Genomic DNA, 11,978 nt, shown 5'->3' on the forward strand with positions numbered 1-11,978 from the left:
ATTATTGAAATCACTTTTATCACACCTCCGAAATAACCTGCTTCTAAGTGTCTCTGCTTTTCTATTACTTTTTATAGCTATCTATATTTTCTTGTTTACAGAAACATTTTATTTTCTCATAGAAAATGGAAGTTTATGGGTAAGAGAATGGTTTGGTAGCTTTTATCTTTGGCTCGGGTTGTTATGTGTAGTTTTCTTACTCATTTTAGCATTTACTAAAGTTGGCAAACAACGTTTGGGGGATGCCCCACCTGAATTTAATAGATGGTCTTGGATCGCGATGCTCTATAGTGCCGGAATGGGAGCTGGAATTTTATTAAGAGGCGTGCAAGAGCCAGTTTACATGTTCCTTAACCCACCTATAAAAACTGGGCAATCCAATGAAATAATTGCTTTAGAGTACACTTTTTATCAATGGGGATTTACTGCGTGGGCTTTTTATGCCATGTTTGCTATTCTTGTAGGTCATTCCCTCTTTGTGAAAAATAGAAATATAAGGTTAGGCACTAGTTTACATCATTTTAAACGAATTAAATTTCTTCCCTCTGGGATAGACCTTTTAACCATTCTAACCACTGTGGCAGGTTTGGTTGCTGCTATTGGTTTAGGAACAACTCAAATTGAAGGAGGAATAGGTCACTTATTACATCAAGATGCCGGCAATTTGGTGCTCACTTTATTTCTTGTATTATTAATCTGTTCAGTAGCATTTTTATCAGCTTGGGTTGGAATAGACAAAGGGATCAAAAGGTTATCTAATTGGAACATTTATCTCACTATTATTTTGCTTCTTTTTGTATTTCTTCAAGGGGATATAGTATTAATACTCGAGAACTTTCTGTTAGCGACCTACCATTATATTGTAGATTTTGTCCCTTTAAGTTTGGCTCTTGGGGATTACGATCCGGGAAAAGAATTCTTAACAGACTGGACTTATTACTATTGGGCGTTCTGGCTGGCTTGGGCTCCATTTACAGGAATTTTCATTGCGAGAATTTCTAAAGGTCGAACCATAAGAGAAATTATTTTAGGGGTATTACTAATTCCTTCTATAGGCACTTTCCTTTGGTTCAGTGTTTTTGGAACATCGGCCTTCAACCTAATAGAGCAATGGGGAACCTATCAAAATGAATTTGGAAATGTATTTACGTCTCTCTTTGTGTTCTTCTCCAATTACCCATTGGCTATTTTCACGAATGTTTTAACGGTTATATTACTTATTAGCTTTCTAGTAACTTCAGTAGATTCTGCCATTTATGTACTTAGCATGTTTACTTCTAGGGGAAGCGAAAATCCAAAAAGAAGATACCGATTGATCTGGGCTATTATAATCCTAATCTTTTCTGAAGCAATCATAGTTTTAGGGAATATTAAGCCAGACAGTAATGTGCTGACAGCGATGCAGAAATTTCTTATTATTGGCTCTCTCCCATTTGCATTCTTTACACTAATTGTAATGATCTTATTAACACGTACCCTTTTCAAAAAATCGTAAAAACCACGATTTCCTAAACTTGGTCCAATAATTTGTGTTCCTCTTTTGACTTAGCATTATTAGCCTCATACTGTTTCGACAGCTATCGGAATGATTTCAGTATCAATTTTTTAAAGGAATTAGACCCTAAAACATCTCGATATCTCTAGCCAAGGTGACGAAACTTTTCAGAGGGAAACTAGGCAATTGGAAACAAAGCAAGCAGTTAACAAAAATCCCTGAAATTTTTAAAAATTTCAGGGATTTTTCTATTTCGATAATTAATATAATATTTAGGCCTTAGGCAAGAACACTTCAGCCATCATGCAGCGGGCACTTCCGCCTCCACAAGTTTCTATAGTATTAAGATCTGCACTTAATATCTCACAATGCTTTTCTATAGCTCTAATTTGAGAAGCTGTTAAGCTTTTATGAGCAGTAGTGCTCATAACCAAATACTTTTTATATCCTTCTCCTTTTACCTGTAACATGTTCCCTGCAAACTGATGCATTTGCTCTTCAGTAATAGTAATCACTTCTTTTCCATCTTGCTTTAGATGTTTCAAAACACTTTTACGCTGCTTGGTATCGTCTATACAATCTGCACAAATTACTGCAAATTCTTCAGCAACACACATCATTACATTAGTATGATAGATTGGAAGTCTTTTACCGTCTACATCTTGAAAGGCATGGAATATAATTGGAGAATATTCGAATTCCTCACAAAATTCAATAAGCAATTCTTCATCTGCTCTTACAGAAAGTGCGCAGTATGCTTTTCTATTTATTCTATCCAATATTAAAACTCCTGTTCCTTCTAAATATACCTTTTCATCTTCAGCTTCAGTATAATCCACAACATCCGAAATTTTAAAACCTTGAGATTCTAAAACTTCAAAAAATTCCATCCTGCGTTCTCTCCGTCTGTTTTCAGCAAACATTGGATATACAGCAGCTTTCCCATCCTGGTGAAAGGAAACCCAATTATTAGGAAAAATAGAATCTGGAGTATCTAATTCTTTTTTATCGTCTACAACAACAACATTTACTCCTACAGCCTTCAACTTATTTACAAAAGCATCAAATTCATTTTGAGCTTTTGCGTTGATCTCCTCATTCTTTAACTGAAGTTCTTCTTGAAAATAATTATTAACTGCAGTTTCTTCATTCATTCTAAAGTTCACCGGGCGAACCATTAAAACGGTATTTGTTATTTGTTCCATGGAATTTTTATTCTCTTATTAATGGTAAGGTAGTACATCTTAGTAATCCTTCCTGCTTAGAAATTTCAGCATAAGGAACTTCTTCTACTGTAATTCCCTGTTCTCTCAACCATGTATTTAATCTGGTGAAATTCTTTTCAGAGATCACCACATCTTCAGAAATTGAAAAGACATTCGAGTTCATATTAAACATCTCATCACGAGTGATTTCAAAAATATTTTCTTTTCCGAAGAGATTTACCAACCAATCATATTCTTCTTCAATTAAGAAACCATCTTTATATATAATCGCTTTATCCTTCCCAACGGGCTGAAAACAACAATCTAAATGCAATGCATTATCTCTTGCCTCTGTATTGGACTTTCTTAAACTAAAAGAAACCACTTTTCTATTTGGAAAAAGTTCCTGAAGAGCCTTTACTCCTTTCATATTTGTTCTTGCAGTAATAAAGTCTTTATAATCTTCACCCTTGTAAGTGCCTACCAATAGGTAATCCTTATAAGGCATTACATCTCCACCTTCCATATGTGCTGATTCTGGCATGGTCAAGATCTTATCTGGATCTATTTGACTTAGCACATGATTAATGGCTTCAATCTCTTCATCTCTATCTGGTAAAATATTTGCTTTCACAAACTTATCATCTATAACAAACGCAATATCTCTTGTAAAGATCTGGTTGTAATTCTCAATGATTTTGGGCCTAAATACTTTTACGTTATATTTTTCGAATACAGCAGCTACAGCTTCCATCTCCTTAACCATATCTTCTTCTATTGGATACGTACCAGCCTTGATATGTTCTGCCGACTTTGGATCGTAAGCGTCTTTATATTCGGGTGTACCTCCATTGCTTAAAGCCGTACCTAATACCACCGCTTTTAAAGGGGAAGTCTCACTTTTAATATTCAGTTTTAGCATTTTGGGTTATTTTGTGCAAATATAAAAAAAGCTCCACTGTTAAATGAAGCTTTTAAAAATTATGAATTTCAAAATATTATCTATTATCAATATCCTTGAAACCTCTTAAACCTTCACCAATATAAACTTGACGTGGTCTTCCAATTGGTTCCTTTCCTAATCTCATTTCTCTCCATTGAGCGATCCATCCTGGCAATCTCCCTACAGCAAACATTACTGTAAACATTTCTGTTGGAATTCCCATTGCGCGGTAAATAATTCCTGAATAGAAATCTACGTTAGGATATAATTTACGCTCTACGAAATATTCATCTTCTAAAGCTGCTTTTTCAAGACTTTTAGCGATATCAAGAATTGGATCTTCAACTCCTAATTCTGCAAGCACTTCATCTGCTGCTTTTTTAATGATTTTAGCTCTAGGGTCAAAATTCTTATAAACTCTGTGTCCAAAGCCCATTAATCTAAATGGATCTTCTTTATCTTTTGCTTTCGCTATGAATTTTGAAGTATCACCACCATCGGCTTTTATCTCTTCTAACATTTCGATAACTGCTTGGTTAGCTCCACCATGAAGTGGTCCCCATAATGCAGAAACTCCTGCGGAAATTGATGCAAATAATCCTGCCTGAGAAGAACCTACTATTCTTACTGTTGAAGTAGAACAATTTTGCTCGTGATCTGCATGCAAGATCAACAACCTATCTAAGGCTGCTACTAATTTATCATTTAGTTTATATTCTTCACCTGGCTTTTGAAACATCATTTTCAATAAGCTCTCTACATATCCTAAATTATTATCTCTGTTCTCTAGTGGTTGATCGTTTCTTCTTCTCAAAGTCCAAGCAGCAAGTGTTGGAAATTTAGCCAAGATCTTAACCATCGCCTTATACATATCTTCTTCAGAATCTACATTTACAGACTTTGGATTGAAAGCAATAAGAGCACTAGTTAAAGAAGAAAGCATTCCCATTGGGTGTGCTGTAGAAGGAAAACCTTTAATCACCTTTTTCATATCAAGGTTCACTTCACTTTGAGCCTTAATGTCATCTTTGAATTTACCTAATTCATCTTTACTTGGTAATTCCCCGAAAATCAATAAAAACACCACTTCTAGAAAGTCAGCTTTTTCAGCTAATTCTTCTATAGAATATCCTCTGTATCTTAAGATTCCTTTTTCTCCATCTAGAAAAGTAATTGCACTTTCACAACTTCCTGTATTCTTAAATCCTGGATCTAAAGTGATCACACCAGCTTTTCCCCTTAAGGTCTTGATATCTATTGCAACCTCATTTTCTGTTCCTATAGTAATTGGGAATTCGTATTTCTTTCCATCTATCTCTAACGTAGCGACTTTCGACATATATTTTAAAACTTTTTCTGATTAATTTTTCGGAATGCTAAAATACAAAATATGCGCATAAAAGAACGTCTATTATAACGGGAATTTCTCACTTAAAAGATAATTTTGGCAGCTTTTTAAGAAAAAAGAGCCATAAAAAAACCCTTTCCATAATAGAAAGGGTTTTTATTAAATAATATATAAATCATTTAGATCTTAAATGCATTCATTTGAGGATAATAAGCTACACTTTCCAGCTCTTCTTCAATCCTTAATAATTGATTGTATTTTGCCATTCTATCACTTCTTGAAGCCGATCCTGTTTTAATCTGACCTGTATTTAATGCTACTGCAAGATCTGCAATAGTATTATCTTCAGTTTCTCCAGATCTATGTGACATCACGCAAGTATACCCAGCATTTTTAGCCATATTTACCGTTGCGATAGTTTCGGTTAAAGTTCCAATTTGGTTTACTTTAATTAAAATAGAATTTGCAATTCCTTCTTTGATCCCTCTTGATAAACGCTCTACGTTGGTCACAAAAAGATCATCTCCTACTAATTGAACTTTATCTCCACATTTCTCTGTTAAAGACTTCCATCCTTCCCAGTCGTTTTCATCCATTCCATCTTCGATAGATATAATTGGATATTTCTCTGAAAGCTCAGTTAAATAAGACGCTTGTTCTTCACTTGTTCTAATTTTACCTTGCTCCCCTTCAAATTTCGTGTAGTCGTATTTACCATTCACGTAAAATTCGGCTGCAGCACAATCTAAAGCGATCATAACATCTTCTCCTCCTTTATAACCAGCATTTTTAATTGCAAGCAAAATAGTTTCTAAAGCATCTTCAGTTCCATCTAAAGTTGGCGCGAAACCACCTTCGTCCCCTACTGCCGTACTTAAGCCTCTGTCATGCAACACCTTTTTTAGATGATGAAAGATCTCTGATCCCATTTGCATGGCATGAGTAAAACTTTTTGCTTTCACAGGCATTACCATGAATTCCTGAAATGCAATTGGTGCATCACTATGGGAACCACCGTTAATGATATTCATCATAGGAACAGGAAGCGTATTTGCACTTACCCCTCCAATATATCTATATAAAGGCAAACCAAGTTCTTGAGCTGCTGCTTTTGCCACCGCCAATGAAACACCTAAAATTGCATTAGCTCCTAAATTTGATTTATTTGGAGTCCCATCAATTTCTATCATCACCTTATCTATAAGATTCTGATCGAAAATTGAAAATCCCAGAAGTTCTTCAGCAATAATTTTATTCACATTATCCACTGCTTTAGAAACACCTTTTCCCATATATGCTTTTCCTCCATCACGAAGCTCTACTGCTTCATGCTCGCCTGTTGATGCTCCAGATGGAACAGCGGCTCTACCAAGCATACCATTTTCAGTTAATACATCTACTTCTACAGTTGGGTTTCCACGCGAATCAAAAATTTGACGGGCGTGAATGTTTATTATTATACTCATAATTAAAATTTTATTTTTATAGAAATCAGATCACAATATACAAATACAAGACTCATTTTCAGTGGAATTATATCAGATTTAGTAGGATTTTTTACTATATCGTTTTCGGGAATAACTCCAAACGTGAAATTTAAATTTTACTAAATTAAGAAATAAAGAATAAAATCTTGAGTAGCTATCCAAAGACGTTTAAAATCAAAATTCTATGCTCTTCTCATCAATTATAGAATGCAGTCTGAAATATACTTTATTTTTCTTTTCCTATTTTGAATCCAAGTTGTAGACCTATATGGGTAGCAAAATAAGGATCTTCACGATCATTAAATCCCATTCCAACGCCAAGATTTAAATTCAATTTGAAGTTACTATTATAAACACGTTGAAACCCCCAAACAGGTCCCAAAAAACCACTATAATCCTTGTTGAGTTGCATATCACCAATGATAGGTTCTCCACTTGAAATAGTTGCCGAAGCTGCAATATAATTACCACTATTCTCTGAGATTTTTTTGTCTTTTTGAGCTCGCTTTTTTAAATTATAATAATGGCGATATTGTACCTGAAATTGTGGATAAACCCCATATTCAGGTTTATCTAGATAGGAAGCGTCATGATAACCAAATCCCGCTCCAAGCATCAAATCAATCGTAGAGTTGGCAGAAGTGCTCACTTCATATTCTGCGGAAGGAATTAAAAAATTTAAGGAAAATTGGTCAGTTGTTTCTTGAGCTTGAATGTTGAAGCTTAAAAATAAGAATGTAAATGTTGAGAGTAAAATTTTATTCATAAATAGGGGGATTTAATGAATTCATGATTATTTTGAAGAATTCTTAATTTTAATATCAAAAAAAAGGCCAAAAATATGATTTTGGCCTTTTTATGAACTTTAAAGAAAATTAATTGTATATCCGTTTAGAGTCCAGTGACCAAATTATCCTATCTGAAATGGTCGCGTCACCCAGTCCCGAACCATCGGGAGTTTCAGGGTCCTATACCACATATTTGAGATGCTGAAACAAGTTCAGCATGACGGTAACAACCTGTAATTAATTAATAAAAAACTATTTACTGGAACAAAAGCGGACATACAGAAAATTACTTTTTAGAAGCTTTTATCCTATCTATAAATTCATCGAATAAATAGTTAGCATCGTGTGGTCCGGGACTAGCTTCGGGGTGATATTGAACTGAAAAACAATTCTTATTTGTGATCTCCATTCCTCCGACTGTATTATCATTTATACACACATGTGTGATCTTTACATTTGGATGAGCTTCAGTCTCTGCTCTATCCACAGAAAAACCATGATTTTGTGAAGTGATCTCCCCTTTCCCGGTCTTCAAATTCAGAACCGGATGGTTAATACCCCTATGCCCATGATGCATCTTATAAGTAGAAATACCATTTGCTATGGCTATTACTTGATGTCCCAAACAAATTCCAAATAATGGATGGTCCTTCTCTAAAATTGATTTGGTCAAATTAATTGCAGCACTAAGTGGTTGTGGGTCACCAGGGCCATTAGAAAGAAAATATCCATCAGGATTCCAAGAACTCATTTCTTCAAAAGTAGCATCAAATGGAAATACCTTTACATAAGCATCTCTTTCAGAAAGATTGCGAAGGATATTCTTTTTGATACCAATATCCAATGCTGCAATTTTGTAGGTAGCATTTTCATTTCCAAAAAAATAAGGTTCTTTAGTAGATACCTTTGAAGCCAACTCCAAACCATTCATATCTGGCACCGCTTTCAATTGCTCTTTAAGTCCTTCTAAATTATCTACATCTGTAGAAATAATTGCATTCATAGCTCCGTTTTCACGGATGTAAGCAACCAAAGCTCTGGTGTCTACATCTGAAATAGCAAAAAGGTCACTTCCATCTAAAAAACTAGACAAGGAACCATCTGCCGAGGGACGTGAATAATTATAGCTGAAATTCTTACAGATGAGTCCTGAGATTTTAGCCTTATCAGATTCATTTTCTTCCTCCTTTACTCCATAATTACCTATATGAGCATTGGTAGTAACCATTAACTGTCCGAAATACGAGGGATCTGTAAATATCTCCTGATACCCAGTCATTCCCGTATTAAAACATACTTCTCCTACTGCACTTCCATCTTTATCTCCAACAGATTTCCCATGAAAGATGGTACCGTCTGCCAAGAGAATGATCGCTTTTTTTCTTGTTTGGTATTTCATAATAATATTCCAGGTACTAATTAGTTTTTAACTTCGAGTGGCAAAATTAATTAAATGGTAGCAACCAAAAATATAATTCCCACTTTTATGTTTAAAAAAAAAGGGATAAACCTTAATGGCTTATCCCTTTTTATAATTTTGATTAAAAAAGAATCATTGTTAGTCTTCTTTTTCATCGTCTTTTTTGTCAGCTTTCTTTTCAGAAGTTTTAGTTTCAGCTGTTGCTGTAGTTTCTTCTGTAGCTTTCTTTTTACCTCTACGAGTAGATTTTTTCTTCTCTGGCTTCGTAAGATTGTAGATCTCGTTGTAATCAACTAATTCTATCATCGCCATATCCGCGTTATCACCAAGTCTATTACCTAATTTGATAATTCTTGTATAACCACCCGGACGGTCACCTATCTTAGGAGCAACATCTCGGAACAATTCTGCTACGAAATCTTTCTGACGAAGTTTAGCGAAAACCAATCTTCTATTGTGAGTTGTATCTTCCTTAGATTTTGTGATCAAAGGCTCTACGAACTGCTTTAAAGCTTTTGCTTTAGCTACAGTAGTATTTATACGTTTATGCTCAATTAGGGAACACGCCATGTTAGCCAACATAGACTTACGGTGTGCCGTTTTTCTTCCTAAATGATTTATTTTTTTTCCGTGTCTCATTACTATTCTCTTTTAGACTAAGATTTCCTGTGAAGGATCGTACTAGTCTTTATCCAATTTATATTTTGAAAGATCCATTCCAAAGTTTAAACCTTTATTATTCACAAGCTCTTCAAGCTCGGTTAAAGATTTCTTCCCGAAATTACGGAACTTCATCAAGTCATTTTTGTTGTAGGATACTAAATCACCCAAGGTATCAACTTCAGCAGCCTTTAAGCAGTTAAGTGCTCTAACAGAAAGATCCATATCTACCAATTTGGTTTTTAGCAACTGTCTCATGTGAAGGGATTCTTCATCATAAGTTTCAGTTTGTGCTATCTCATCTGCCTCTAGCGTTATACGCTCATCAGAGAACAACATGAAATGGTGGATCAAGGTTTTTGCAGCTTCTGTTAATGCATCCTTAGGATGTATAGAACCATCTGATATAATTTCAAAAACCAATTTTTCATAATCGGTTTTTTGCTCTACACGAAAGTTCTCGATGCTATATTTTACATTTTTGATTGGTGTGTAAACCGAATCTGTAAAGATAGTACCTAAAGGTGCATTTGCTTTTTTGTTTTCTTCTGCAGGAACATACCCACGACCTTTTTCCACCGAAAGTTCCATATTGAAACTCACTTTTTTATCAAGGTTACAAATCACTAAATCTGGATTTAGAATTTGAAAACCTGAAATAAATTTTTGGAAATGGCCAGCTGTAAGTTGTTCTTGACCAGAAACAGAAATTGTAACGGCTTCATTGTCTATTTCATCAATTTGCCTTTTAAACCTTACTTGTTTTAGGTTTAATATAATTTCTGTAACATCTTCTACTACCCCAGGGATAGTAGAGAATTCGTGATCAACTCCTTCAATGCGAACTGAAGTGATTGCGAATCCTTCTAAAGATGATAACAGTACTCTCCTTAAAGCGTTACCAACAGTTAATCCATATCCTGGTTCCAAAGGGCGAAACTCAAACTTCCCTTCGAATTCAGTGGAATCAATCATTATAACTTTATCGGGCTTCTGAAAATTTAGTATTGCCATATTACGACTTCTGTGAATTATTATTTCGAATATAATTCGACTATGAATTGTTCATTTATATTTTCTGGAATCTGTACTCTTGCAGGAACAGAAACAAAAGTTCCTTGCTTAGTCTCATTGTTCCAGGTCATCCACTCGTAAGTGGCACTTGAATTTGCTAACGAATTAGTTATCGCTTCTAAAGATTTAGATTTCTCTCTTACCGCAATTACATCTCCTGGCTTCACTTGGTAAGATGGGATGTTTAAAACATCACCGTTTACAGTAATATGTCTGTGAGAAACTAATTGTCTCGCACCACTTCTCGAAGGAGAAACTCCCATTCTGTAAACTACATTATCTAATCTAGATTCACATAATTGCAAAAGAACCTCACCAGTAATTCCTGTTGATCTGGTTGCTTTTTCAAACATGTTTCTGAACTGACGTTCTAATACACCATACGTGTATTTTGCCTTTTGCTTCTCCATTAACTGGATTGCATATTCAGATTTTTTACCTCTTCTACGGTTGTTACCATGTTGTCCCGGAGGGTAATTTCTTTTTTCGAAAGACTTGTCATCTCCGAATATAGCCTCGCCAAATTTACGAGCTATTTTAGTCTTTGGACCAGTATATCTTGCCATTGAAAATTGTTTTTTTTAAGAAAGCGATTATGAATTAAGGTCACTGTCCTTCGATAATCTCATTGCCTTCTCGTTTATACTTAATAATTAATTAAACTCTACGTCTTTTAGGAGGTCTACATCCATTGTGTGGCAAAGGAGTAACGTCAATAATTTCGGTTACTTCAATTCCTGAATTGTGTAAAGAACGCATTGCAGATTCTCTACCATTTCCTGGTCCCTTAACATATACTTTCACTTTTCTTAAACCAGCTTCATGTGCAACTTTCGATGCATCTTCAGCAGCTAATTGAGCAGCGTATGGAGTGTTTTTCTTAGATCCTCTAAAACCCATTTTACCGGCAGATGACCAAGAGATTAGATCTCCTTTTTTATTTGTTAAAGAAATAATGATGTTATTAAAAGAAGCAGTAATATGCGCTTCTCCATTAGACTCAACGATTACTTTACGTTTCTTTTGAGCAGTTTTTTGAGTTTTTGCCATCTTACTTTTTATTTAGTTGCTTTCTTCTTATTAGCAACTGTTTTTCTTCTACCTTTTCTGGTTCTTGAATTGTTCTTAGTTCTTTGTCCTCTTAATGGAAGACCAGATCTATGACGCACACCACGGTAACATCCTATATCCATAAGACGCTTAATACTCATTTGTACTTCTGAACGTAATTCACCTTCAATTTTAAAAGTTCCAACAGCTTCACGAATTCTACCAATCTGGTCATCGTCCCAATCTGAAACTTTTATACTCTCATCTACATCAGCTTCCTTCAGGATTCTTTCAGCCCTACTTTTGCCAATTCCGAAGATATAGGTCAATGCTATAACTCCGCGTTTTTGTTTTGGTATATCAACACCTGCAATTCTAGCCATAACTTAACCTTGTCTTTGTTTAAATTTTGGATTCTTTTTGTTAATCACGTAAAGTCTACCTTTTCTGCGCACTATTTTGCAGTCGGCACTTCTTTTTTTAACTGATGCTCTTACTTTCATCTTAA

The 11,978-nt window shown here is 34.9% G+C and carries 13 protein-coding genes; 1 reads left to right on the forward strand and 12 read right to left on the reverse strand.

The genetic code is table 11. The annotated features are described in order from the left end of the window. The first annotated feature begins 4 nt into the window (after window positions 1–4). Window positions 5–1,495: a BCCT family transporter gene (locus tag H033_RS0118380; RefSeq protein ID WP_026839611.1), complete on the forward strand. Its 1,491-nt coding sequence runs from the start codon at window positions 5–7 to the stop codon at window positions 1,493–1,495. A 272-nt stretch (window positions 1,496–1,767) separates the two neighbouring features. Here the strand turns inward: H033_RS0118380 and ctlX are convergent, their stop codons facing one another. The 12 genes from ctlX to ykgO form a co-directional block, all read right to left on the reverse strand. Then, window positions 1,768–2,700, reverse strand: coding sequence for a citrulline utilization hydrolase CtlX (gene ctlX / locus H033_RS0118385; RefSeq protein ID WP_026839612.1), 933 nt, complete (start codon window positions 2,698–2,700; stop codon window positions 1,768–1,770). A 7-nt stretch (window positions 2,701–2,707) separates the two neighbouring features. Further along, entirely contained in the window at window positions 2,708–3,622 is a 915-nt protein-coding gene (locus H033_RS0118390) for a dimethylarginine dimethylaminohydrolase family protein (RefSeq protein ID WP_026839613.1), read from the reverse strand. A 76-nt stretch (window positions 3,623–3,698) separates the two neighbouring features. Further along, entirely contained in the window at window positions 3,699–4,982 is a 1,284-nt protein-coding gene (locus H033_RS0118395) for a citrate synthase (protein ID WP_026839614.1), read from the reverse strand. Between the two features lie 188 nt (window positions 4,983–5,170). Further along, window positions 5,171–6,457, reverse strand: a complete 1,287-nt coding sequence (eno, locus tag H033_RS0118400) for a phosphopyruvate hydratase (protein ID WP_026839615.1) — start codon at window positions 6,455–6,457, stop codon at window positions 5,171–5,173. A gap of 247 nt (window positions 6,458–6,704) precedes the next feature. Continuing rightward, the gene (locus H033_RS21100; protein ID WP_026839616.1) at window positions 6,705–7,244 is read right to left on the reverse strand and encodes a hypothetical protein; all 540 of its coding nucleotides are present in this window, start codon (window positions 7,242–7,244) and stop codon (window positions 6,705–6,707) included. Window positions 7,245–7,552: 308 nt separating this feature from the next. Further along, window positions 7,553–8,665 carry a glutamine-hydrolyzing carbamoyl-phosphate synthase small subunit gene (gene carA / locus H033_RS0118410; protein WP_026839617.1) on the reverse strand — a complete coding sequence of 371 codons (1,113 nt, stop codon included), beginning with the start codon at window positions 8,663–8,665 and terminating at the stop codon, window positions 7,553–7,555. 159 nt (window positions 8,666–8,824) lie between these two features. Next, complete coding sequence (rplQ, locus tag H033_RS0118420; protein WP_026839618.1) at window positions 8,825–9,325, reverse strand: 50S ribosomal protein L17; 501 nt, start codon at window positions 9,323–9,325, stop codon at window positions 8,825–8,827. A gap of 42 nt (window positions 9,326–9,367) precedes the next feature. Next, window positions 9,368–10,360, reverse strand: a complete 993-nt coding sequence (locus H033_RS0118425) for a DNA-directed RNA polymerase subunit alpha (RefSeq protein ID WP_010230049.1) — start codon at window positions 10,358–10,360, stop codon at window positions 9,368–9,370. 20 nt (window positions 10,361–10,380) lie between these two features. Continuing rightward, complete coding sequence (gene rpsD, locus H033_RS0118430) at window positions 10,381–10,986, reverse strand: 30S ribosomal protein S4 (protein ID WP_026839619.1); 606 nt, start codon at window positions 10,984–10,986, stop codon at window positions 10,381–10,383. 91 nt (window positions 10,987–11,077) lie between these two features. Continuing rightward, window positions 11,078–11,470, reverse strand: a complete 393-nt coding sequence (gene rpsK, locus H033_RS0118435) for a 30S ribosomal protein S11 (protein WP_026839620.1) — start codon at window positions 11,468–11,470, stop codon at window positions 11,078–11,080. A gap of 8 nt (window positions 11,471–11,478) precedes the next feature. After that, window positions 11,479–11,853 (reverse strand): 30S ribosomal protein S13, encoded by a 375-nt coding sequence (rpsM, locus tag H033_RS0118440; RefSeq protein ID WP_026839621.1) that lies wholly within the window; start codon window positions 11,851–11,853, stop codon window positions 11,479–11,481. A gap of 3 nt (window positions 11,854–11,856) precedes the next feature. After that, window positions 11,857–11,973 carry a type B 50S ribosomal protein L36 gene (gene ykgO / locus H033_RS21485; protein ID WP_009779203.1) on the reverse strand — a complete coding sequence of 39 codons (117 nt, stop codon included), beginning with the start codon at window positions 11,971–11,973 and terminating at the stop codon, window positions 11,857–11,859. Window positions 11,974–11,978: the final 5 nt, after the last annotated feature.

The sequence above is a fragment of the Gillisia sp. JM1 genome, assembly GCF_000424645.1.
In the GTDB taxonomy this organism is placed as follows: Bacteria; Bacteroidota; Bacteroidia; order Flavobacteriales; family Flavobacteriaceae; genus Gillisia.